The sequence below is a fragment of the Pseudomonas gessardii genome (genome assembly GCF_001983165.1).
Taxonomy (GTDB): Bacteria; Pseudomonadota; Gammaproteobacteria; order Pseudomonadales; family Pseudomonadaceae; genus Aquipseudomonas; species Aquipseudomonas gessardii.
Window position 1 is genome coordinate 36,170 of the sequence record NZ_MNPU01000011.1, and the last position, 20,911, is coordinate 57,080.

At 61.2% G+C, this 20,911-nt stretch carries 25 protein-coding genes; 15 read left to right on the forward strand and 10 right to left on the reverse strand.

What is annotated here, in order from left to right; genetic code table 11:
• Window positions 1-228 precede the first annotated feature (228 nt).
• The gene (gene cynR, locus BLL38_RS10235) at window positions 229-1,140 is read right to left on the reverse strand and encodes a transcriptional regulator CynR (RefSeq protein ID WP_076962466.1); all 912 of its coding nucleotides are present in this window, start codon (window positions 1,138-1,140) and stop codon (window positions 229-231) included.
• A 113-nt stretch (window positions 1,141-1,253) separates the two neighbouring features.
• Here cynR and BLL38_RS10240 point away from each other — a divergent pair, with 113 nt between their 5' ends.
• From BLL38_RS10240 to BLL38_RS10250, 3 genes are read left to right on the forward strand one after another with little or no spacing between them, the layout of a single operon-like run.
• Entirely contained in the window at window positions 1,254-1,895 is a 642-nt protein-coding gene (locus BLL38_RS10240; RefSeq protein ID WP_076962467.1) for a carbonic anhydrase, read from the forward strand.
• 27 nt (window positions 1,896-1,922) lie between these two features.
• Entirely contained in the window at window positions 1,923-2,393 is a 471-nt protein-coding gene (gene cynS / locus BLL38_RS10245) for a cyanase (RefSeq protein ID WP_076962468.1), read from the forward strand.
• A gap of 55 nt (window positions 2,394-2,448) precedes the next feature.
• Window positions 2,449-3,291: a cache domain-containing protein gene (locus tag BLL38_RS10250; protein WP_076962469.1), complete on the forward strand. Its 843-nt coding sequence runs from the start codon at window positions 2,449-2,451 to the stop codon at window positions 3,289-3,291.
• Between the two features lie 33 nt (window positions 3,292-3,324).
• On the opposite strand, the gene BLL38_RS10255 is transcribed toward BLL38_RS10250, so the two are convergent.
• Both BLL38_RS10255 and pobA read right to left on the reverse strand, forming a co-directional pair.
• Complete coding sequence (locus BLL38_RS10255; RefSeq protein WP_278045927.1) at window positions 3,325-4,824, reverse strand: MDR family MFS transporter; 1,500 nt, start codon at window positions 4,822-4,824, stop codon at window positions 3,325-3,327.
• A 72-nt stretch (window positions 4,825-4,896) separates the two neighbouring features.
• A complete protein-coding gene (gene pobA, locus BLL38_RS10260) occupies window positions 4,897-6,081 on the reverse strand; it encodes a 4-hydroxybenzoate 3-monooxygenase (protein ID WP_174553793.1) in 1,185 nt (394 codons plus the stop codon).
• 189 nt (window positions 6,082-6,270) lie between these two features.
• Here pobA and BLL38_RS10265 point away from each other — a divergent pair, with 189 nt between their 5' ends.
• Entirely contained in the window at window positions 6,271-7,146 is an 876-nt protein-coding gene (locus BLL38_RS10265; RefSeq protein WP_076962472.1) for a helix-turn-helix domain-containing protein, read from the forward strand.
• 16 nt (window positions 7,147-7,162) lie between these two features.
• Here the strand turns inward: BLL38_RS10265 and BLL38_RS31095 are convergent, their stop codons facing one another.
• Complete coding sequence (locus BLL38_RS31095) at window positions 7,163-7,336, reverse strand: hypothetical protein (protein WP_162843704.1); 174 nt, start codon at window positions 7,334-7,336, stop codon at window positions 7,163-7,165.
• A 99-nt stretch (window positions 7,337-7,435) separates the two neighbouring features.
• Entirely contained in the window at window positions 7,436-8,341 is a 906-nt protein-coding gene (locus tag BLL38_RS10270) for a LysR family transcriptional regulator (protein WP_076962473.1), read from the reverse strand.
• Between the two features lie 113 nt (window positions 8,342-8,454).
• Here BLL38_RS10270 and BLL38_RS10275 point away from each other — a divergent pair, with 113 nt between their 5' ends.
• From BLL38_RS10275 to BLL38_RS10290, 4 genes are all read left to right on the forward strand, one after another.
• Complete coding sequence (locus BLL38_RS10275; protein ID WP_076962474.1) at window positions 8,455-9,321, forward strand: MBL fold metallo-hydrolase; 867 nt, start codon at window positions 8,455-8,457, stop codon at window positions 9,319-9,321.
• A 33-nt stretch (window positions 9,322-9,354) separates the two neighbouring features.
• Complete coding sequence (locus BLL38_RS10280) at window positions 9,355-9,969, forward strand: NAD(P)-dependent oxidoreductase (protein WP_076962475.1); 615 nt, start codon at window positions 9,355-9,357, stop codon at window positions 9,967-9,969.
• Window positions 9,970-10,098: 129 nt separating this feature from the next.
• Window positions 10,099-11,286, forward strand: coding sequence for a cyanate transporter (locus BLL38_RS10285; RefSeq protein ID WP_076962476.1), 1,188 nt, complete (start codon window positions 10,099-10,101; stop codon window positions 11,284-11,286).
• 138 nt (window positions 11,287-11,424) lie between these two features.
• Window positions 11,425-12,351 (forward strand): LysR family transcriptional regulator, encoded by a 927-nt coding sequence (locus BLL38_RS10290; protein WP_076962477.1) that lies wholly within the window; start codon window positions 11,425-11,427, stop codon window positions 12,349-12,351.
• 20 nt (window positions 12,352-12,371) lie between these two features.
• On the opposite strand, the gene BLL38_RS10295 is transcribed toward BLL38_RS10290, so the two are convergent.
• Window positions 12,372-13,286 carry a LysR substrate-binding domain-containing protein gene (locus BLL38_RS10295; RefSeq protein WP_076962478.1) on the reverse strand — a complete coding sequence of 305 codons (915 nt, stop codon included), beginning with the start codon at window positions 13,284-13,286 and terminating at the stop codon, window positions 12,372-12,374.
• 108 nt (window positions 13,287-13,394) lie between these two features.
• Here BLL38_RS10295 and BLL38_RS10300 point away from each other — a divergent pair, with 108 nt between their 5' ends.
• Entirely contained in the window at window positions 13,395-13,601 is a 207-nt protein-coding gene (locus BLL38_RS10300) for a hypothetical protein (RefSeq protein WP_154220497.1), read from the forward strand.
• Between the two features lie 58 nt (window positions 13,602-13,659).
• A complete protein-coding gene (locus tag BLL38_RS10305) occupies window positions 13,660-14,052 on the forward strand; it encodes a VOC family protein (protein WP_076962479.1) in 393 nt (130 codons plus the stop codon).
• A 21-nt stretch (window positions 14,053-14,073) separates the two neighbouring features.
• Here BLL38_RS10305 and BLL38_RS31100 read toward each other — a convergent pair whose 3' ends face one another.
• On the reverse strand, window positions 14,074-14,220 hold the full coding sequence (locus BLL38_RS31100) for a hypothetical protein (RefSeq protein WP_162843705.1): 147 nt from the start codon (window positions 14,218-14,220) through the stop codon (window positions 14,074-14,076).
• A gap of 273 nt (window positions 14,221-14,493) precedes the next feature.
• On the opposite strand from BLL38_RS31100, the gene BLL38_RS10310 reads away from it, so the two are divergent.
• Window positions 14,494-14,733, forward strand: a complete 240-nt coding sequence (locus tag BLL38_RS10310; protein WP_076962558.1) for a type II toxin-antitoxin system RelB/DinJ family antitoxin — start codon at window positions 14,494-14,496, stop codon at window positions 14,731-14,733.
• Entirely contained in the window at window positions 14,723-15,010 is a 288-nt protein-coding gene (locus BLL38_RS10315; RefSeq protein WP_076962480.1) for a type II toxin-antitoxin system RelE family toxin, read from the forward strand. The genes BLL38_RS10310 and BLL38_RS10315 overlap by 11 nt, the downstream gene beginning before the upstream one ends.
• Before the next feature lie 87 nt (window positions 15,011-15,097).
• On the opposite strand, the gene BLL38_RS10320 is transcribed toward BLL38_RS10315, so the two are convergent.
• Window positions 15,098-15,352, reverse strand: a complete 255-nt coding sequence (locus tag BLL38_RS10320) for a hypothetical protein (protein ID WP_076962481.1) — start codon at window positions 15,350-15,352, stop codon at window positions 15,098-15,100.
• A gap of 312 nt (window positions 15,353-15,664) precedes the next feature.
• Between BLL38_RS10320 and BLL38_RS10325 the strand changes: the two genes are divergently transcribed.
• Window positions 15,665-16,624 carry an NAD(P)H-dependent flavin oxidoreductase gene (locus BLL38_RS10325; protein ID WP_076962482.1) on the forward strand — a complete coding sequence of 320 codons (960 nt, stop codon included), beginning with the start codon at window positions 15,665-15,667 and terminating at the stop codon, window positions 16,622-16,624.
• 113 nt (window positions 16,625-16,737) lie between these two features.
• On the opposite strand, the gene BLL38_RS10330 is transcribed toward BLL38_RS10325, so the two are convergent.
• Both BLL38_RS10330 and BLL38_RS10335 read right to left on the reverse strand, forming a co-directional pair.
• Entirely contained in the window at window positions 16,738-17,268 is a 531-nt protein-coding gene (locus BLL38_RS10330) for a PadR family transcriptional regulator (protein WP_076962483.1), read from the reverse strand.
• Window positions 17,244-18,173: a LysR family transcriptional regulator gene (locus BLL38_RS10335; protein ID WP_076962484.1), complete on the reverse strand. Its 930-nt coding sequence runs from the start codon at window positions 18,171-18,173 to the stop codon at window positions 17,244-17,246. The genes BLL38_RS10330 and BLL38_RS10335 overlap by 25 nt, the downstream gene beginning before the upstream one ends.
• Window positions 18,174-18,291: 118 nt before the next feature.
• Here BLL38_RS10335 and BLL38_RS10340 point away from each other — a divergent pair, with 118 nt between their 5' ends.
• Window positions 18,292-19,092: an oxepin-CoA hydrolase, alternative type gene (locus tag BLL38_RS10340; protein ID WP_076962485.1), complete on the forward strand. Its 801-nt coding sequence runs from the start codon at window positions 18,292-18,294 to the stop codon at window positions 19,090-19,092.
• Window positions 19,093-19,222: 130 nt separating this feature from the next.
• Window positions 19,223-20,908, forward strand: a complete 1,686-nt coding sequence (locus BLL38_RS10345) for a long-chain-fatty-acid--CoA ligase (RefSeq protein WP_076962486.1) — start codon at window positions 19,223-19,225, stop codon at window positions 20,906-20,908.
• The last annotated feature ends 3 nt before the right edge of the window (window positions 20,909-20,911 follow it).

A 20,911-nucleotide genomic window follows, 5' to 3' on the forward strand; every position in this document is an offset into this window, starting at 1 on the left:
GCAATCAGCGTAAGGGAGAGGTATCCGGCGGGCGCGCATGGCGGCAGTGCCACAGCGCCCAAAAGGCTAGTTCCGAAGGCAGCGCATCAACACCCAGCCGACACACCGGGCGGCTGGGCACGATGGCGCCAGGCAAGGCCTCGGGGTGAGTGTCGGGGGAACCGTCCATGCAGGGATCACAGTCAAGAGATGCGCGCCAGCGTCACACGGCGGGTCAAGCCATTAAATTCAGTCTTGATGGAGTGCAGTTTCAGGATGACTAAACATTCGCCACCCATTCGCCAGCTCGACAAACGCCCGGCATGCCGCGCTGCGATAAGCCCCCTTGCGACTGAGCAAAGCCACCGTGCGCTGCGGCAATGGCGGGCGCAATTGCACCGCGTGCAAGCCCTGCTGGGCCATGGCCACTTCACGGGGCAGGATCGTCGCCAGTTGGGTATGGCGAATAATCTCGATCACCGCACTGATCGAATTGGCCTCCATGGCAATCTGCGGTTTCATCTCCACCATGCGGCAATAGTCATCGATGTAACGACGTGTCACAAATTCGCTGTTCAACAGCACCAGGGGTTGCTGCTTGAAGTCCGCCAGCGTGAGCCACTGTTTGCGGTGCAAGGTGGCATGACTGGCGCTGGCCACCAGGCTCAACTCCTCGACAAACACTTCTTGGCATTCGATATCTGGCACGTGTTCGCCGCTAAAGCCAATACCGATATCCACCAGGTCCTCGGTCAGCGCGCACTCAAGACGATCCTGGGTCATCTCCTCGACGCTGACGCTAATCCCCGGATACAGGCCATAGAACTGTGCCAGCAGCGGCCCGATCAGGTACGCGGTGAAGGTCGGGGTCATGGCCAGGCGCAAATTGCCGCGGCTCAGGTCTTGTACGTCATGCATGGCCCGGGTGCCCGCCTGCAAATCCTGCAAGGCCAGGCGCGCGAAGCGCACATAGGCCTGGCCCGCGTCGGTCAGGTTGACGCGACGCCCAGAGCGATCCAGCAACGGCGCCCCCAGGCGCTCTTCCAGTTGCTTGATCTGTTGCGACAATGTCGGCTGCGATACATGCAACGCCTCGGCGGCCCGCGTGAAGTTACGGTGCTCGGCAACGGCCAGCAGGTAACGGATATGACGTAGCAGCATGTAAAACGCTCCAGCTATAGGCACTACTTATAGAAACCATAATAAGCCGGTCTTGGACGCTATAACCAAACACTTCCATCCTTGCCCCCATCAGCGACGCAAGGAGAAACACCATGCAGCATCTCATCGACGGCTTTCGCAAGTTCCAGGACGAAGCCTTCAGCCAGCGCAGTGACCTGTTCAAGCAACTGGCGACCACGCAAAACCCCGGCACGCTGTTTGTTTCCTGTTCCGACAGCCGTGTAGTCCCGGAGCTGTTGACCCAGCAGGAACCTGGCGATCTGTTTGTGATCCGCAACGCCGGCAATATCGTGCCCTCCTACGGCCCGGAGCCGGGTGGGGTCTCGGCCACGGTCGAATATGCCGTAGCGGTACTGGGTGTGCGCGATATCGTGATTTGCGGCCACTCCGACTGCGGCGCCATGACCGCTATCGCCACCTGCAAATGCCTGGATCACTTGCCCGCCGTGGCCAACTGGCTGCGTCATGCCGAGTCGGCCAAGGTGATCAACGCCGCCCGTACCCATGCCTCGGATGCGAAGCGCCTGGACGACCTGGTACGGGAAAACGTGGTCGCACAATTGGCCAACCTCAAGACCCACCCCAGCGTCGCCCTGGCGCTGGAACAGGGCCGGCTGAACCTGCATGGCTGGGTCTACGATATCGAAAGTGGTTGTATCAACGCCCTGGATGGCCGCACCGCTCGCTTTATATCTCTGCTGGACAACCCACAGACCCGCGCGCACGCCGCCTGAAGCTTATTAACCGAAGAGGAAACCATCATGCTGCAATCCCAATTGAGCCAAACCCCACGCCTGGCCCTGGCCGACACCGTGATTGATCTCAAGGCTCGCAAGGACCTGTCCTGGCAGGATCTTGCCGACGGCACCGGCCTGAGCCTGGCATTCGTCACTGCCGCCCTGCTTGGGCAACACCCGCTGCCCAAGGAGGCCGCCGATGTGGTGTGCGCCAAACTGGGCCTGGACGCGGACGCCAGCCGCCTGCTGCAAAGCGTGCCTCTGCGTGGCAGCATCCCCGGTGGCATTCCGACGGACCCGACCGTGTACCGGTTCTATGAAATGCTGCAGGTCTATGGTTCAACCCTCAAAGCCCTGGTCCACGAGCAGTTCGGCGACGGCATCATCAGCGCCATCAACTTCAAGCTGGACATCAAGAAGGTCGAAGACCCGGACGGCGGTTCCCGTGCGGTGATTACCCTGGACGGTAAATACCTGCCAACCAAGCCGTTCTAACCCGCCGACAACCGTCTACGCTCTTGGGACTTGCACAAGAACGAGGAACGGGTCAATGAAGGCAATGCTCCAAGCCACCTGGCTGCTGCTGATATTGGGTTTCAGCCAGGTGCACGCTGCACCCTCCCAGGAACAGGACGCCAAAGCGGCCGTGGCCTTGCTGGAAAAGGCCCTGGCTTATTACCACGACAACGGTGACAAAGCCTTTGCCGCCTTCAGCCGCCAGGGCGAGTTTGTCGACAAGGACCGCTATGTGTTCGTGGTCAATACCAAGGGCGTGCTGCTGGCCAGTGGCGGTCCTTCATCGGCGCTGATCGGGCGCGATGTGTCCGAAGTGCTCGGGCCGGACCTGCGCCAGTCCTTCAAGGACGCGCTGAAGATCCCGGAAGGCAATGGCATCCAGCAGGCCGAATACCACTGGCAGAACTGGAACGACGGCAAGGTGGAACGCAAACATGTGTTCTACCAGCGTATCGGCCAGCGCATCCTGGCCGTCGGCTATTACCTGCCCCGGGCCACGCCCGAACAGGCCAAGGCCCTGCGCGACAAGGCGGTCAAGGCACTGGAGAAAAACGCAGCCGCCACCTTGAAGGCAATCAATGCGCTGCAAGGCGGATTTTTGCAGGACGACCTGTATGTGTTTGTGGTCGACCTGGAGACCGGACGCTATGTGGCCCACGGCACCAACCTGCGCCTGGTCAACACCGACTTCGCCAAGGTCAAGGACCCGGACGGCAAGCCTGTGGGTGAGCCAATCCTGCAATTGATGAAGGAGCAGGGTCAGGGGGAATATGAATACCGCTGGAAAAACCCGGTGACCGACAAGGTGGAAAACAAGCATGCCTATCTGCGCAAGAGTGGGCATTTTCTGGTGGCGGTGGGTTACTACAGCCCTTGAGCCACTTGGCTGAGGCCGGACCCTATCGTCCGGCTATCGCGCCCGGTCCTCACGCCCCCGCAGCAGTTGATTGGGCATGACAATCGCCGCCGCCAGCCCCAGCAACGACACTGCCGCGCTGACCATCAACAAATGCTGGAAGGTGCTCAGCAACGCTGCGCGCAAGGCATCCTGCGCCGGGCCCGGGGCCGCGTTGAGGCCATCGAGCAGGACGTTGCCGGAGCTGCCTTCAGCCATCATCGAGCCGCTGGCCAGATGGGCAAAGCTCGAATCCTGCAACAACGCCAACAGCAAGGCCGACATACAGGCCACGCCGACCGCGCCCCCCAGTGAGCGGAACAGGTTGGTGGTGCTGGTGGCGACGCCGATATCGTGTTGCGCCACCGAGTTTTGCGTGCCCACCAGGGACGTCGGGAACTGCATGCCAGACGCAATGCCACTGAGCACCATGAACAGGCTGCTGAGGATCAGCGACTGGGGGGCACTGAAGGCCATGCCAAGGATCGCTATCGGCATAAGCAGCGCCCCGGTCAGGATCATCGGTTTATAGCGGCCGGTCACGGAGGTCATGCGTCCGGCAAAGAACGCGCCCATGGGCAAGCCTATCGCCAGCGGCAGCAGGTGCAGGGCGGCGCTGTCGGCACCGGCGCCGGTGACGCTCTGGTAACGCAGGGGCATCAGCACGACCAGCGAGATGGCCTGGAAACTGGTGAAGAAAATCGTGCACCAGCACAGCACCGCATTGCGGTTGGCGAACAGGTGCATGGGCAACAACGGCTCCCGCGCCCGACGCTCGTGCCAGACAAACACCGTCAATGCCAGCAGGGCACATGCCAACAGGCCCAGGACTGGCTTATCGCGCCAATGATGGCCCTGGCCGATTTCAGTGATGCCCAGCAATAGCGCGGTCAGGCCGATGATCATCAGCACTGTGCCCAGGTAATCGATGATCGGCTTGCGCTGCGGCACCGGCAGCCCCACCAGTGTGCGATGGGCCACCCACCAGGCGCCCGCGCCCAAGGGCAGGTTGATCAGAAAGACCCAGCGCCACGACAGGTATTGGGTCATATAGCCGCCCAACACCGGCCCGGCCACACTGGCGACCGCGTACATGCTGCTGAAGTAACCCTGGTAACGCCCACGCTCGCGGGGCGGGATAATGTCGCCGATGATCGCCTGGCTCACGGAAATCATCCCGCCTGCGCCGATGCCCTGGAGGATGCGCGCCAACACCAGGTGTTCCATGCTTTGCGCCAGGCCACAAAACAGCGAGGCGACGGTGAACAGGCCCATGCCGATCAACATCATGGGCCGGCGCCCATACAGGTCGCCAAGCTTGCCGTAGATCGGCACCGCCACGGTCATCGCCACCATATAGCCGGAGATAACCCAGGCCAGTAGGTTGACGTCGTTGAACTGCGCGGAAATGGCCGGCATCGACACGGCCACAATGGTCTGGTCCAGCGCGCCGAGGAAAATCGCCAGCATCAGCGCGGCCAGGATACTGCGTACGGCAGGAGTGGTCTGGGTCACAACAGAACCTGTAGGCAAGGCCCACGGGAAAAGAGCCCCGTGGCAATGCCCGACAGCTTACTCGATAGCCCGCTATTGGATAGCCTCGTAAGGAAGTCCGACGTAATTTTCTGCAATAGTTTTGCGCCCCGCCTCAGACTCGACAAAATACTCCAGCTCGCTCTGGGCAATGCGCTGGCTGAAGCCATCGGCCTCGGGAAACGGGTGCAACATCGAGATCATCCACCAGGAAAACCGCTCGGCCTTCCAGACCCGCCGCAGGCAGATCTGTGAGTATTGCTCCAGCAACTCCACGCGCCCTTCCCGGTACACCTTGCGCAAGATAGTGAACAAGGTGCTGACATCGCTGGCCGCCAGGTTCAGGCCCTTGGCACCGGTAGGTGGCACGATATGGGCGGCGTCCCCCAGCAGGAACAGGCGCCCGTACTGCATCGGCTCCACCACAAAACTGCGCAGCGGGGCGATGCTCTTTTCAATCGACGGCCCGGTCACCAATTGCGCCGCCAACTCATTGGGCAGGCGCGCCTTGAGTTCATCCCAGAAGCGCTGGTCGGACCACGCATCAAGCGACTCCTCGGCCGGCACCTGCAGGTAATAACGGCTGCGGCTGGGCGAACGCATGCTGCACAGGGCGAAGCCGCGCGGGTGCTTGGCGTATACCAGCTCCCCGTGGACCGGCGGGGTGTCGGCGAGGAGTCCCAGCCAGCCGAACGGGTAGACCCGCTCGAAGGTCTGGAGCACCCCGGCGGGAATCGACTGGCGCGCCACGCCATGGAAACCGTCGCACCCGGCGATGTAGTCGCAGTCCAGGCGCACCGGCTGCCCCTGGTGCTCGAAGGTCAGCCAGGGCCGCTCGCCCTTGAGGTCGTGGGGCTGAACATTGCGCGCTTCATACAGGGTGATCGCGCCGGCCTGCGCGCGGGCGGCCATCAGGTCGCGGGTGACTTCGGTCTGGCCGTAGATCATCACGGTCTGGCCGCCGGTCAGGGCTTTCAGGTCGATATGTTGCAAGCGTCCATTCAGGGCCAGCTCGAAGCCTTCATGCACCAGGCCCTCGGCGTCCATGCGTTGGCTGACGCCCGCCTGGCGCAACAGGTCGACCATGCCCTGCTCCAGCACCCCGGCACGAATGCGCCCAAGGACATAGTCCGGGGCCTGGCGCTCAAGGATCAGGGTTTCAATCCCCGCGTTGTGCAGCAATTGGCCGAGCAACAGCCCCGCAGGACCGGCGCCGATGATGGCGACTTGGGTTTTCAGGGTTTTCATTATTTTTATAGCCCGCCTGCTTCCCCCGAACGTTATCGGTGAAAGCGTTGTCATTGGATTTGGTGCTGGCATTTTTCCCTTGAGCGGCCATTACCAGAAGGTGAAAACTGAGCCAAAACCTGCGCTTTTCGCCAATTGGGGCGATTACCGAACCACTGTCCTGAGTATCGGATTGAAACCATGACCAAAAATGCCAGTCCCGCGATTCCAGTGTTCAAACTCTACGGAGAAAGCCAACAGTGGCCGACCCCGGATTTGTTGCATTGCGAGACCATCTCCCGGCGCAGCCGCGAGTACCAGTGGGAAATCCAACCCCACCGGCATGCCGACCTGTGCCAATTGCTCTATGTGTACAAGGGCCAGGCGCAACTGGAGATCGAAGGCCAGCGCACGACGCTGACCGAATCGACCCTGCAAGTGCTGCCGCCGTTATGCGTGCATGGGTTTCGGTTTGCCGAGGATGTGCAAGGGTTTGTGGTGACACTGGCCGCGCCGCTGGTGGCACATCTACAAGGTCAACTGGGCTCGGCGGTAGACGGCTTGAGCACCCTGGGCAGTTACCCGGCGGGCGAGGACAGTGACTACCTCAACAGCCTGTTCGCACGGCTGCAGGACGAATACAACGACGACCTCCCGGCCCGGGACATGATGCTGCACGCCCTGGTCAGCGTGCTGCTGGTGTGGATCAGCCGCCAGGCCATCCAGCGCCGCCATCCACGGGCACCACGCAGCCTTGAGTATTTTCGGCGCTTCACCCAGTTGGTGGAGCAGCACTACCGTGAACACCCAAAGATCGAAGACCTGGCGCACACGCTGGGGATCTCGGTGTCGCACCTCAACGGCACCTGCCGCGAACTGGGCGGGCAGCCGGCCTTGCAGATCATGCACGACCGCCAATTGCTGGAGGCCAAGCGCCTTTTGACCTACACCAGCATGACCATCAATGAAATGTCGGACGTGTTGGGGTTCTCTGATCCGACGAACTTTTCGCGGCTGTTTCGCCGGCGCGTGGGGTTTTCACCCAAGGCGTTTCGCGAACAGCTGAATGCGGGTTGACCCCACACCCGCCTAGTCAGCGCAAGTCGCTCAGGGTCGCCGAGTAGGTGCATTGCCCATGGTTGCAGGCAGCGGCCATGCCGGGTTGCAGGCGGGCCTGTTCGGCGCGGTAGACGGCGGTGCCGTAGAGGGCCGTGGCCAAGGCACAGAGGGTGAAAATCTTCAGGTACTTTCTGGTTTTGATCGTCATGGCGGTGACCTCCGGACAGATCAAGAAGGTGCTGTCTTAAGCATAGGCCAGCCAGGAAGAGTTGCCAGTTTTGACAGGTATTCAGGCGTCTTATCAGGCCTATAACCCTGCATCCCATTGTGGCTCTGGCGGGAACCGCACGACCAAAAAATCCAAGAGGCTGCGCAACGCCTGGGGCATGTGCTTGCGCGAGGCATACACCGCGTACATGTTCATCTGCCGGGGCTCGGCCTGGGGCAGCAGGCGGATCAACTGGCCGCTGCGGATGTAGTCGCCGGCCTGATAGGTGGGCAACATCGCCACCCCGGCCCCGGCCAGGGTCACGCGCAGCAAGGTGCTGGCCTCATTGGCGCTGATATTGCCGTGCACCGGCACCGACACGGGTTCGCCGTTCTCCTCGAAATGCCACAGGCTTTTGCCAAAGTAGGAATGGGTCAGGCAGTTGTGCCCCGCCAGCTCTTCTACCCGCCGGGGTTGCGGGTGTTGCAGCAGATAGCCGGGCGATGCGCAGATCACCGAGCGGCATACGGTCAGGTGCCGCGCTATCAGGTTGGGGTCCAGGTCGTTGCTGGTGCGGATCGCCAGGTCAATGCGCTCATCCACCAGGTTCACCGTGCGGTCGAGCATTTGCAGGTCAATGGACACCAGCGGGTAGCGCTTGACGTACTCGGCCATCGCTTCGGCCAGTTGCGCCTGGCCAAACGAAGTGCTGACGCTCAGGCGCACCAGGCCCCGGGGCGCGTCGTCCGGTTCGCTGACGGCGGCCTGCATGTCGCAGGACAATTCCAGCATCTGCCGGCAGCGCGGCAGGGTTTCGCTGCCGGCGGCGGTCAGGCTGAGCTTGCGCGTGGTGCGGTGCATCAGGCGTGCGCCGACCCAGTCCTCCAGCTCCGCCAGATAGCGCGACACCACCGGGCGCGACAGGTCCAGATGATCGGCGGCCGCCGACTGGCTGCCCAGGTCGACCACCGTGACAAACACGCGCATTGCTTGAAGACGATCCATGATTTGCCCGGCTTTAGAAACAAACTATGTTCCAGCATCGCATTTTTTGCTGCGTTCAGTGCAACTAAGCTCTGTTCATCGCCTGCCAAGGCACCTCTGACCTGGACCTGCACATGCTCACCACCCTCAAGCGTTTTGTATTGGCCACCACCGTACTCGGCTTTGCCGCTCACGCCGCCGCCGCCGACCTCACCCTCGACGTGTACAACCCGGGTGAAGCGGCGATCTTCCCCGTCAGCTCGGTGCTGGTCAGCGGCGAAAAAGACGCGATCCTGGTGGACGCGCAGTTCGGCAAGGGCCAGGCCGAGCAACTGGTGCAGAAGATCCGCGCCAGCGGCAAACAGCTGACCACCATCTATATCAGCCATGGCGACCCGGATTACTACTTCGGCCTCGACACCCTGGCCCGCGCCTTCCCACAGGCCAAGATCCTCGCACCGCAGCCAGTGGTCGAGCATATCAAGGCCACCGTTGCCGGAAAAATCGCCTATTGGGGCCCGAAAATGGGCGCCGATAAACCCGCCAACACCCTTATTCCCCAAGTGCTCGAAGGCCATCACCTGACGCTTGAAGGGCAATCGCTGGAAGTCATCGGCCTGGACGGCCCGCAGCCCGATCGCAGCTTCGTCTGGATCCCATCGATCAAGGCCGTGGTCGGCGGTGTGGTGGTCTCGCAAAACATCCACCTGTGGATGGCCGACACCCAGAGCGCGCAATCCCATGCCGATTGGCTGGACACCCTGCAACGTATCGAAAAACTCAAGCCGGTCACCGTGGTCCCCGGCCACTACCTGGGCACGCCTTCGGTCAAATCCGTCGCCTTCACGGCCGACTACATCAAGGCGTTCGACCTAGAAACCGCCAAGGCCAAGGATTCCGCCGCCCTGATCGCAGCCATGAAAAAACGCTACCCGAACCTGGCCGATGAAAGCTCCCTGGAACTGAGCGCCAAAGTCGCCAAGGGCGAAATGCAGTGGTGAATTGATCCAACCCTTACCGCACTGGAGAACGTCATGAGCAAAATCGCAATCATTGGTGCCACCGGCCGTGCCGGCAGCCAATTGCTGGAAGAAGCCCTGCGTCGCGGCCACACGGTCACGGCCATCGCACGCAACACCGCAGCTCTCGCCGCGCGCCCCGGCCTGACCGTCAAACAGGCCGACGCCCTGGACGCCAATGCCCTGCAACAGGCCATCAGCGGCAGCGATGTGGTGATCAGCGCCGCGCATTTTTCCACCCTGCCCGCTGCCGCCGTGATCGGGCCGGTCAAACAGGCTGGTGTGCCGCGTCTGCTGGTGGTGGGCGGTGCGGGTTCGCTGCTGTTGCCGGGCGGTGGGCGGGTCATCGACAGCGAAGGTTTCCCTGCCCAATACAAGGCCGAAGCCAGTGCTGGCGCGGTGTTCCTCGAGACCTTGCGCCAGGAAAAGGCGCTGGACTGGACCTTCCTTTCGCCCTCGGCAGAGTTTGTCGAGACCGAGCGCACCGGCGCATTCCGCCTGGGCCAGGATGACCTATTGGTAAGCAGCGAGGGCCGCAGCTGGATCAGCTTTGCCGACTTCGCCATTGCGTTGATCGATGAAGTGGACACCCCGAAGCATTCGCGCCAGCGCTTTACCGTAGGCTACTGACACCCCCCTGCAGGAGCCGGCTTGCCGGCGCCTGCAGGGGCAGTTTTTCAATACCCCCTGCGACTTTTTCATTTGCTCCCTGCCCTGCTCAGCCGCCTAATAGCAGCCTTGTCCGCTCAAGGCCCGCCCATGGAAAACGTCCACGCCAAACCCACCACCGCCCTCTGGCTGATGATCAGCGTCGTGCTGGTGGCCCTCAACCTGCGGCCGTCCATGGCGGCGGTGGGGCCTTTGTTGTCGTCGATCCGCGGCGAGGTGCCGCTGAGTTTCAGCGCCGCGTCGTTGCTGACCATGTTGCCGGTGATGGCCATGGGCTTGGCGATGTTCTTCGGCATCGGCCTGGGCAAACGCTTTGGCGAGCATCGCAGCATCGTGCTGGCGCTGGTGCTGATTGGCTTCGCCACCCTGTCGCGGCTGTTTCTCGACTCCGCCGCCGAGTTGATCCTCAGCGCCATCGCCGCCGGCGTGGGCATTGCGCTGATCCAGGCGTTGCTGCCCGCGTTGATCAAGTCGCGCTTTAGTGACAACGTTTCGCTGTTCATGGGCCTGTACGTCACCGCGATCATGGGCGGCGCGGCATTGGCGGCGTCGTTCTCGCCGTTCATCCAGGTGCAGACCGGCAGTTGGCGCATCGGCCTGGCGATCTGGGCGGTGCTCGCCGTAGTGGCGCTGCTGTTCTGGTCCGCCCAGCGCGCGGCGTTCCCTCCCCTGCCCCAAACCGGTGCCGACGCGCAGGCGTCCTTTTTTGGCAATCGCCGCGCGTGGTTGCTGGCGATTTTTTTCGGCCTTGGTACCGCGTCCTACACCTGCGTACTGGCGTGGCTGGCGCCGTACTACGTCGAGCAAGGCTGGAGCGCACAGAATGCCGGCCTGCTGCTGGGCTTCCTGACCGCCATGGAGGTGGTCTCCGGGCTGCTCACCCCGGCCATTGCCAATCGGCGCCAGGACAAACGCAGCGTGGTTGCCGTGCTGCTGGTGCTGATCATCGCCGGCTTCTGCGGCCTGATCCTCTCCCCACAGCACCTCACCTTACTGTGGCCATGCCTGCTGGGCCTGGGCATTGGCGGGCTGTTCCCGATGAGCCTGATCCTGTCCCTCGACCATCTGGACAACCCGCGCCGCGCCGGTGGCCTGACGGCGTTCGTGCAGGGCATCGGCTACCTGATTGCCGGCATATCGCCGCTGATTGCCGGAGTGATCCGCGACCAACTGGGCAGTTTCGAGTGGGCCTGGTGGTCGCTCACCGCGGTGGTGGTGGTGATGCTGCTGATGGTCCTGCGCTTCGACCCGCGCCACTATGCACGGCATATCCGCTAGGGGCGTCGTATTCCAAACAGTATCTGTCCCACAGTAGACATAGAAAGGTCCGACAGACCTTTCTATTGGTACGAGCGTTCCGTTAACATTTTGCCTTGTTTGCGCTGCGGTCGCGCAACAGGCCCACGGACGGAACGAATGCTAAACAGCAACTTGCTTAGAAAGCTCGATATGCAGGACCTGATGGTGTTTGTCGCTGTGTATGAGCAAAGCAGCGTCACCGATGTGTCCGAAACCCTGTTTGTCAGCCAGTCCACGGTCAGTTACAGCCTCAAGAAACTGCGCACCAGCTTTGAAGATGATCTGTTTATCAATACCCGCGCCGGCATGCGCCCGACCTACAAAGCCAGCACCATGTACGGGCATGTGCAGAAAATCCTCGAAAGCATCAACCTTTGCCACGCGGGCGCCCAGGCCTTCGACCCCACGCAAAAAGCCGTCACCTTCAACCTCTGCGCGCCCGAATATTTCGAGCAACTGATCCTGCCCAGGCTGTTGAGAAACTTCGATCACGCCGACCTGCCGGTGATCGTCAACGTCCAGAAGCTGGAAACCGAGATTCCCGTCGAGGCCCTGCGCGACGGGCGCCTGGACCTGGTGATCTGCTTCGGCCCGCACTTTCATCGTGAGCACAAGGACCTCAGGACCCAGATGCTGCTCGAAGACGACCTGGTCTGCGTCTTCGACAAACACGCCGCCCCACGGGAGCCGGCGTTCAGCCTGCAATCCTTCGTCGCCCGGCGCCATGTGTTCCCCACGCCCTGGACCTCGGACACCAACATGATCGACGGCTGGCTGGCCCGCCAGGCCCACAAGCGCCAGGTCATCGCCCGGGCCAACAGCTACAGCGCGGCACTGAAGATGATTGCCGGCACCGACTTTATCGTCACCCTGCCCCGGCGCGTGCAACAGCTACTGGCCGTGGAACCGCAGTTCGGCCACTGCGAAGCGCCCAACGGCCTGCCGGGGTTTACCCTGGATATGCAGTGGAACGAGGCCAGCGAGCAGGAAAGCGCCAATGCGTGGTTTCGGGAGCAGGTGGTGGCGGCGGTGGGTGGGAGTTAAGCGGCAAGAGAGGTGTCGCACTAGCTTGCCACTTCCCCCCCCATAAACGCCTCCAGCCGCGCACGCATCCAACGTTCGGCCGGGTCGCTGTCCACATGGCTGAGCCAGACCATGGACAGGTCCAGGGTCGGCGTATCGAACGGGAGCGGCTCACAAAACAGGCTGCCTGCCGCGGCCATGGCCTGGGCCGTGTAATCCGGCAGGCTGGCGATCATATCGGTGCCGGCCAGCAGTGCCGGCAAGGCGCTGTATTGCGGCACGGATAACACCACGTGCCGCTGGCGACCGATCTGCGCCAGCCACTCATCGGCAAAACCCGTGATGTTGGCGGTGTGGGACACCAGTACATGGGGCCGCGCGCAGTATTCGTCGAGGCTCAGCGGCTGGTCCGAGGCATCGGCGCGCAGCACGCTGGGGCGGATATGGCGCAACAACTTGCGCTTGGCATTGGCCGGCAGGCCGCGCGTCTGGGTGATACCGACCGTGATATCGCCAGAGGCCAGCAAATCGGGAATCCGCCAGTAATCAACGTGCTGCACCACAAACACCACCTGCGGCGCTTCGCTGCGCAGGGCCCGCAGCAGCGGCGGCAACAGGCCGAACTCGACGTCATCGGACAGGCCGATGCGAAAGGTCATGGTGCTGACAGACGGGTCGAAATCATGGGTCAGGCTCAACGCCGCCGACAGCGAGTCCAGGGCCGGCGACAGATGCAGGATAAGTTCCTCGGCCCGCGCCGTGGGTTCCATGCGGTGGCCGACGCGGATAAACAGCGGGTCGTTGAACAACGTGCGCAGGCGGTTGAGGGCCGAACTGATCGTCGGCTGGCCGAGAAACAGCTTCTCCGCCGCCCGTGTCACGTTGCGCTCAAGCATCAGCGTTTCAAAGACCACCATCAGGTTGATGTCGGCCTTGCGTAATTCATTGCGATTCATGACAAACGCCCTACAGCCCAAGACTGCCGGCAGTTTAGGAACACAGCGGGGCCTGCGTCTATGCGCCGACTATCCAACCGACGGGTTTGGGACTATAAATCAGCTTCCATGGCAACCGAGAACACCCCTGTGCTGGTCATTCTTGCCCTGGCCATCCTGATGGCCGGGCTGTGTATCTGGAGCATCAGGTTCATCGCCCACCCAACCGCCAGGACACTGCTGCGGGTATTTGTCGGGCTGTGCCTGGCCGCCATTGTGGCGTACCTGGTCTTGGCGTCGGGGTTTCCCACGGCGCTGCTGGTATCGGCAGGTTGACGAGCCCGTTGTCACCCCCCTCTAAATAGCCACTTTTTCAAGCACGGAGCGCTGAGCCATGAAATTCGCCTACACCATCGTCTACGTCCCGGACGTTGCCGCGTCGCTGCAGTTTTTTGAACAGGCCTTTGGCTTCAGCCGACGCTTTCTGCATGAATCAGGGACCTATGGCGAGTTGGAAACCGGGGGCACTACCCTGGCCTTCGCCGCCCATGAGTTGGGGGAAATGAATTTCAAGGGCGGGCACGTTGCCGCTCATACCTCGAAGCAACCGCTGGGCATGGAGTTGGGATTGGTGACCGCTGACGTGCCGGCCGCCCACGCCAAGGCGCTGGCCGCAGGCGCCAGCGAACTCTCGGCACCGAGCAGCAAGCCCTGGGGCCAGGTGGTGTCTTATGTGCGCTGCCCGGATGGCACGCTGGTGGAGTTGTGTACGCCGATAGCCGGGTGAACGCTGGGCCCATCGTTGACATCAGGGCTTAAGTGGGCGCTCCTGGTCGCGCTCGGACAGTTCCGTCCCATCATCCGGGTGCTTCCAGGTCTGCGGTTTCTCTTCTTCGCGAAGCTGCCGCGCGCGCTCCTGCGCCGAGTCATCGCGTGGCTTGGGTTCGTTATTCATACCCATCTCCCGTCCGTAAGAATTGGACACATAAACTCAGCATAGAACAGCCCTGCCAGGCGGGCCAACAAAACCCCAGCAACCAAACGCCCTCGACGTATCACACATCTTAAAAATCAGTTACAGCTGATGGAATGCTGACCAAGCCGAGCCGCAGTAAGATTGCCCATTCATGGTAAGCGCCATACTCGGTCAAACGTCGAGGAATACTTGTCAAAAAGCTCATCCCAGCCCATTGTAATGACCAACGTCATTACATCGGGAACCAACAGCATGGCCTCTATCAATATCCGTATCGACGACGACCTTAAGGCACGCGCTTATCGTGAACTGGAAAAACTCGGTGTCACGCCTTCCGAACTGATGCGCCAGGCTCTGCAGTATGTGGCAGAGCGTGGTCAGTTGCCCTTCAAACCAGTCTTGATGACTGAGGATGACGAGGCACTGATGGCAACCGTACGAGAGAGGTTGGCGGCGCCTCAACGCGTGAAGGTTTCATTGGATGACCTATAGCCTTGAGTTCGATGCACGAGCGCTGAAGGAGTGGCAAAAACTAGGGGATACCGTACGCCAGCAGCTCAAGAAAAAGCTGGGAGAAATCCTGACCAATCCGCGCATTGAAACCAACCGCCTGCACGGTTTGCCCGACTGCTACAAAATCAAACTGCGCAGCAGCGGTTATCGCTTGGTCTATCAGGTGATTGATCAGGAAGTTACCGTGGTTGTAGTCGCTGTTGATAAACGTGAACGGGACCAGGTTTATCGTAAAGCGGCTGAGCGCTTGAGCTGACAGCCGCGACGGGGCTCACCCCATTCGGAGACCATGGCCTGCACGCTGCCCCTCAACAGCTTCTGGGAGCGACAGCCTGGTCGCCACTCAGCTTCCCCGCTCTTTATTGGATTGGGAGAGCACGGAGGCGGCAAGGGCTTTTGTCTGCTCGCTGTACTTATCGCTCTGAAGCGTCTTTCCAGCTTTTTCCTCCATCTGTGCACTGGTCTGCTTATCCGTACCACGTTGAGCCAACGCCGAGGCAGCCAGGCTTTTGGCGATGGCTGAGGCGTTTGGATTATTCAGGGTTTCGGCGGCCAATGTGGCCATCTTGCCGGAGGTCTTTTTCGTGTTTTTGCTCATAAGGCATTCCTTTGCAGTGTTGGGATCTGAGGCTTATCTCACACACGGCAAACGATATTGACTTACAGAGGGAGGCGCAACGCAGGAGCTGTGCGTAACGTTTTGGAAACCTGCATGAAAAGGTGTGTTTGTTATGTAGTACGGGGTGTGACGGGCAAATGTCGGGTTTATGGAGCGTTTACCATAGAACAGCAAATACATTGCTTGCGGGTAGCGGCCGGGGCAGCAACTATGCAACCAGTTGCATATTAAAATTCACCCTGCTAATTTCTCCTCGCCGGGTATCCGACACCCGATCCGATTGGAGCCGCTATGTCTCTCCCTGCTGTTTTGCAAGGCCGTCTTTCGATTCCAGTGGTGTGTTCGCCGCTGTTTATCATTTCCAGCCCTCAGTTGGTGATCGCCCAATGCAAGGCCGGCGTAGTGGGTTCATTCCCCGCGCTGAATGCACGACCGGCGCCGGTATTGGAGGATTGGCTGAAACAAATCACCACCGAGTTGGCCGCGTACGATGCCCTGCATCCGGATAAGCCCTCTGCGCCGTTTGCGGTCAACCAGATCGTGCACAAGTCCAATGATCGGCTCGAACATGACCTGGCACTGTGCGCCAAATATAAAGTCCCAATCATCATCACCTCGCTGGGTGCGAGGGTGGATGTGAATGAGGCGGTACACGCCTACGGCGGCATCGTGCTGCACGACGTGATCAACAATACCTTCGCCAGAAAAGCCATTGAGAAAGGCGCCGACGGCCTGATTGCCGTGGCTGCGGGGGCTGGAGGCCATGCGGGGAAAATTTCGCCTTTTGCGCTTATCCAGGAAATTCGTGAATGGTTCGACGGCCCGCTGCTGCTTTCGGGGGCCATTTCACACGGTAATGGGATTCTCGCTGCCCAGGCGGCAGGCGCTGACCTGGCCTATATCGGCTCGGCGTTCATCGCCACTGAAGAAGCCCATGCCCAATCTGCCTACAAGCAAATGATTGTCGAGAGTTCGGCCGACGACATCATCTACTCCAACCTGTTCACCGGTGTGCATGGCAATTACCTGCGCCAAAGCATCGCCAACAGCGGTCTGGACCCAGATGAACTGCCAGTGTCCGACCCTTCAAAAATGAATTTCGGCACCGGTGAAGGGGCCAAGGCCTGGAAAGATATCTGGGGGGCAGGCCAGGGCGTGGGCGCCGTCAAGTCGGTACTGCCGGCCGGCAAGCTGATCGAGCGGCTCAAGGGTGAGTATCAAGCCTCACGCAAACGCTTGGACCTCAGATAACGGCGGGGCAGGTGACCTCTTCAGTGCCTGTGCCGCCGCCATCGCCGCCTCGCCGGGGCTCGACAGCTCCCACAAGGGGATTGGCGGTGGATGAAGTCGAACCCTGCCTGGCCTCACACCTCAATCAACGGCAATACCTCATCCGCCCAGGCCAGCCAGCTTTCTTCGAGCATGATTCCACGTCGCAGCACTATGTATTGCAGGCGCTGTGTGGTGCTCAACGAGGCAGATGAAAAGTCGCGCTGTTCAATCTGCCGATACGTCTCAAGCAGGGCCTGATGCTGCTTGATCAGGCGCTGGACCTCAGCCCCCAGGCCCAGCGGGCCAATCACCGCCTCGGCACGCAGCTTGATCAGCAATGCCTGGCTCTGGTCCCCCGCTTCTTGCGGCTCGCCCGCCCAGCGCATCAACTCGGCGCGCCCCGCAGGCAGCACCTGGTAGATTTTTTTGCGCCGCTTGTCATCCTCAGGGCCATCTTGCGCCACGAGCCAGCCGGCGCTGACCATACGGCCCAGCTCACGATAGATTTGCTGATGGGTGGCTTGCCAGAAATAGCCGATGGAGCGGTCGAACCGATTGGCCAACTCATACCCCGTGGAGGGCTTTTCCAGGAGTGAGGTCAGGAGTGCGTGCTGGATGGACATGGGGCGCAGTCTACCTCCGTGGTTCTGGCCCGGGCGAGCATGAAGTCGATGAAGGTCGAGGTCGCACGGGTGTGATGGTGATCAGGCATATAGAGCATATACATGTTGGTGCCGAAGATGCTCAGCCGCCAGGCATCCAGGGCGGTCACCAGCGTGCCCTGGCGCACGTCATCCTGCACCAGGTAGTCCGGCACCAGCCCGACGCCCAACCCGGCCAAGACGGCTTGGCGCAAGAACAGAAAGTTCTCCGAAATCAGGGTGGGCTCCAGCAGGACCTCATGACGCTCCTCGTCCAGGTAAGCGGCGACCCGCAATTGCCGGCCAACCACCGCCGCCGTAATCAGCGGCGCGGTGCGCAAGTCGCTGAGTTGCTCGGGCACACCATGCTCCTGGGCGTAGGCCGCAGAAGCGCAGGCCACGTAGCGCAACACGCCCATGTCCCGCGCCACCAGGTTTTGCGGCGGCTCGGACATGACCCGTACCGCGATATCCACTTCATCGCGCATCAGGTCTTCGACACGGTTTTCAAACATCACGTCCAGCACGATCCCGGGGTAAAGCCGCTTGAAATCGAGTAGCCAGTCGGCCATGACCCATTGCCCGTACCCGCTCGGGACGCTCACACGCACCCGGCCCTGCAGGCTCTGCCCCAGTGAAGAGACCGACTCTTGCGCCGCCAGCAGCTCATTGCGGATGGCTCGCCCATGCTCATACAGGCGCAGACCGATCTCGGTCGGCTCGATGCGGCGCGTAGTACGCCGTACCAGTTGCAAACCGATTGACTGTTCCAGGCGGCTGAGGTGGTAGCTGATGTTGGCCCGGCTGACCTTGAGGCGCCGTGCGGCCTCACTGAGGTTGCCTGCATCGATGATTTCGACCAGCAAGGTAAGCGACTTGAGGTCCATGGGCGGCCACTGTCAAAGGATTTTGAACAGCCTGTCAATCAGGGCTGTGATTGTCAATGAAGCTTTGCCTTCCGATAATCCTTCGGATAATCAGCCGCCGAGCACAACAGGTGAAACCATGCGTGAACCGATTCTTGTGCACCGCGAAGGTGCCGTTCTAGTGCTGTCCAATAACAACCCCGGCGCACGTAACGCCCTCACGCCCGAGTTCTATGGCGCATTACCCCAGGCCCTGGCCCGGGCCGAGGCGGATCCGGCGATTGGCGCCGTAGTGTTGACCGGTGTTGACGGCCATTTCTGCGCCGGCGGCGATCTGCATCGGCTGGCATTACGCCGGACCATGACGCCGGCGGCGCGACGGGTCAACCTTGAAGGCCTGCATGACCTGATCCGCTCGATCCACACCTGCAGCAAACCGGTGATCGCCGCCGTCGAAGGTGCAGCAGCCGGGGCCGGCCTGTCGATTGCACTGGCGTGCGACCTGCTGGTAGTGGCCCGCAATGCTTCGTTTTCGGTGGCCTACGTCAAGGTTGGCCTCACCCCGGATGGCGGCGCCACGGCGTTTCTCGCCGAATTTGTCTCGCGCCAGGTACTGACGCAACTGTGCCTGACAGGTGAGCGGATCAGCGGTGAACGCCTGCATGCCATGGGTGCGGTGAATACCCTGGTCGAGCCCGGTGAAGCGCTCGCGGCGGCCATCACGCTGGCAACCCGGATTGGCGCAGGCCCACAGCGGGCAATGGCGCGGATCAAGGCCCTGTGCCGTCAGGCCAGCAGCGCAACCCTGGAGCAGCAGTTGGAACTGGAGGCCACCCATATGGTGGAGTCCATGGGGGACGATGAGGCTGGCGAGGGAATTGCGGCATTCTTCGACAAGCGACCCGCAGACTTCCTGGCCTTACGAAAAGCCAATCAATAATTCCGCACAGCGAAATATAATTCCATATATTTGACATTTCGCAGCATTGCATGCAAATCTCCAGCGAGATGGCACCCGCCATACCGCCCGCATATCGATTAACCCAGACTCATAACAACAGGGTTTTAGAATGTTCAATCGTCACCTGCCCCATTGGCCGGAGGGTGCGCCCCACCACCTGACACTGCCGGACACCAGTCTTTTCTGTAACCTGGAGATCGCTGCCCGGCGTTATCCGCAAAAGACCGCGATCATTTACTACGACACCCTCATCACCTACGCCCAGTTGCTCGATGAGGTCGAGCGACTGGCCGGGTATTTCCAGTCCCAAGGGATCAAGCGTGGCGACCGGGTGCTGCTGTTCATGCAGAACTCGCCTCAATTCATCATCACTTACTACGCCGCCTTGCGCGCCGACGCCATGGTGGTACCGCTCAACCCCATGAGCCGCGCCAGCGAACTGGAACACTACCTGCAAGATACTGACGGCGAGATCGTCGTCTGCGCTCAGGATCTGGCGCCTTTTGTCACGCCGCTGCTCGGCCGCTTCAAGCTGCGCCAGGTGCTGACCACCGCTTATTGCCAATACCTGCGCCAGCCCACCGACCTGCCCCTGCCGCCCGAGTTGCTCGTTGCGGTGGAAACCGCGACGTTGCCTGGCGTGGTGCGCTGGCAGGCCGCACTCGATTGTGGCCAACAGCCTGGCCCGCACCTCAGTGGCGCTGACGATCACTGCGTAATGCCTTACAGCTCCGGCACCACCGGCGTGCCCAAGGGCTGCCTGCACACCCATGCCTCAGTGATGGCGACGGCCGTGCATCGCCAGGCCTGGACTAACCGCACTTGTGAAGATGTGGTCCTGACCACCCTGCCGCTGTTCCATGTCGCCGGCATGCAGTCGTCGATGAACGGGCCGATTTTCAGTGGTGCCTGTGTGGTGGTCATGACCCGTTGGAACCGCGAAGTTGCCGCGCAGTTGATGCAGCGTTATCGCGTCAGCAACTGGTCCAATATCGTCACCATGGCCGTGGACTTCCTGACCCAGGAAGGGCTCGATCGCTATGACTTGTCCAGCCTCGATTACATTGGCGGTGGCGGTGCGGCGATGCCCGGGCCGGTCAAGAACAAGCTCAAACAGCTATTGGGCCTGGACTACATCGAAGGCTACGGCATGACCGAAACCATGGCAGCGACCCATATGAACCCCAAGGCACGCAGCAAATCCCAATGCCTGGGCATTCCGGCGTTCGACGTGGACTCGCGCGTTATCGACAGTACGACTGGCCTGGAACTGGCGCCCCATGAGGTAGGGGAAATAGTCTGCCACGGCCCGCAAATTTTCAAAGGCTACTGGCGGCTCCCGCACGACACCGAAAAAGCCTTTATCGAACTGCAAGGTAAACGTTTCCTGCGCACCGGCGACCTCGGTTACTACGACGAAGACGGCTACTTCTTCATGGTCGACCGGATCAAGCGAATGATTAACGCCTCCGGCTACAAGGTCTGGCCTTCGGAAGTCGAAAGCCTGATGTACCGCCATCCGGCGATCAAGCAGTGCTGCGTCATTTCCTCCCCCGACGCACGCCGCGGGGAGGCCGTCAAAGCCCTGGTGACCCTGCACCCCGAGCGACAGGACACCACGGCCGACGACATCATCGAGTGGTGCAAGGCCAATATGTCGGCCTATAAAGTCCCCGCCACTATTGAGTTTCGCGAGCATCTGCCGCAATCAGGCGCCGGCAAACTGCTATGGCGCCAGTTGCAGGATGAAGAATGGGCCGCCCACGCCCCCACCAGTACTGGCACAGGAAACTGATTG

Excerpts from the sequence above, each read along its gene's own strand:
- BLL38_RS10330 (WP_076962483.1), bottom strand. The coding sequence starts at position 17,268 with ATGTCCATCCAGCACGCACTCCTGACCTCACTCCTGGAAAAGCCCTCC.
- BLL38_RS10270 (WP_076962473.1), bottom strand. The coding sequence starts at position 8,341 with ATGGATCGTCTTCAAGCAATGCGCGTGTTTGTCACGGTGGTCGACCTG.
- BLL38_RS10335 (WP_076962484.1), bottom strand. The coding sequence starts at position 18,173 with ATGGACCTCAAGTCGCTTACCTTGCTGGTCGAAATCATCGATGCAGGC.
- BLL38_RS10240 (WP_076962467.1), top strand. The coding sequence starts at position 1,254 with ATGCAGCATCTCATCGACGGCTTTCGCAAGTTCCAGGACGAAGCCTTC.
- BLL38_RS10310 (WP_076962558.1), top strand. The coding sequence starts at position 14,494 with ATGGCCTCTATCAATATCCGTATCGACGACGACCTTAAGGCACGCGCT.
- BLL38_RS31100 (WP_162843705.1), bottom strand. The coding sequence starts at position 14,220 with ATGAATAACGAACCCAAGCCACGCGATGACTCGGCGCAGGAGCGCGCG.
- BLL38_RS10300 (WP_154220497.1), top strand. The coding sequence starts at position 13,395 with ATGGCAACCGAGAACACCCCTGTGCTGGTCATTCTTGCCCTGGCCATC.
- BLL38_RS10265 (WP_076962472.1), top strand. The coding sequence starts at position 6,271 with ATGACCAAAAATGCCAGTCCCGCGATTCCAGTGTTCAAACTCTACGGA.
- cynR (WP_076962466.1), bottom strand. The coding sequence starts at position 1,140 with ATGCTGCTACGTCATATCCGTTACCTGCTGGCCGTTGCCGAGCACCGT.
- BLL38_RS10285 (WP_076962476.1), top strand. The coding sequence starts at position 10,099 with ATGGAAAACGTCCACGCCAAACCCACCACCGCCCTCTGGCTGATGATC.
- BLL38_RS10280 (WP_076962475.1), top strand. The coding sequence starts at position 9,355 with ATGAGCAAAATCGCAATCATTGGTGCCACCGGCCGTGCCGGCAGCCAA.
- BLL38_RS10275 (WP_076962474.1), top strand. The coding sequence starts at position 8,455 with ATGCTCACCACCCTCAAGCGTTTTGTATTGGCCACCACCGTACTCGGC.
- BLL38_RS10305 (WP_076962479.1), top strand. The coding sequence starts at position 13,660 with ATGAAATTCGCCTACACCATCGTCTACGTCCCGGACGTTGCCGCGTCG.
- BLL38_RS10320 (WP_076962481.1), bottom strand. The coding sequence starts at position 15,352 with ATGAGCAAAAACACGAAAAAGACCTCCGGCAAGATGGCCACATTGGCC.
- BLL38_RS10325 (WP_076962482.1), top strand. The coding sequence starts at position 15,665 with ATGTCTCTCCCTGCTGTTTTGCAAGGCCGTCTTTCGATTCCAGTGGTG.
- BLL38_RS10295 (WP_076962478.1), bottom strand. The coding sequence starts at position 13,286 with ATGAATCGCAATGAATTACGCAAGGCCGACATCAACCTGATGGTGGTC.
- BLL38_RS10340 (WP_076962485.1), top strand. The coding sequence starts at position 18,292 with ATGCGTGAACCGATTCTTGTGCACCGCGAAGGTGCCGTTCTAGTGCTG.
- BLL38_RS10290 (WP_076962477.1), top strand. The coding sequence starts at position 11,425 with ATGCTAAACAGCAACTTGCTTAGAAAGCTCGATATGCAGGACCTGATG.
- cynS (WP_076962468.1), top strand. The coding sequence starts at position 1,923 with ATGCTGCAATCCCAATTGAGCCAAACCCCACGCCTGGCCCTGGCCGAC.
- BLL38_RS10250 (WP_076962469.1), top strand. The coding sequence starts at position 2,449 with ATGAAGGCAATGCTCCAAGCCACCTGGCTGCTGCTGATATTGGGTTTC.
- BLL38_RS31095 (WP_162843704.1), bottom strand. The coding sequence starts at position 7,336 with ATGACGATCAAAACCAGAAAGTACCTGAAGATTTTCACCCTCTGTGCC.
- BLL38_RS10345 (WP_076962486.1), top strand. The coding sequence starts at position 19,223 with ATGTTCAATCGTCACCTGCCCCATTGGCCGGAGGGTGCGCCCCACCAC.
- BLL38_RS10315 (WP_076962480.1), top strand. The coding sequence starts at position 14,723 with ATGACCTATAGCCTTGAGTTCGATGCACGAGCGCTGAAGGAGTGGCAA.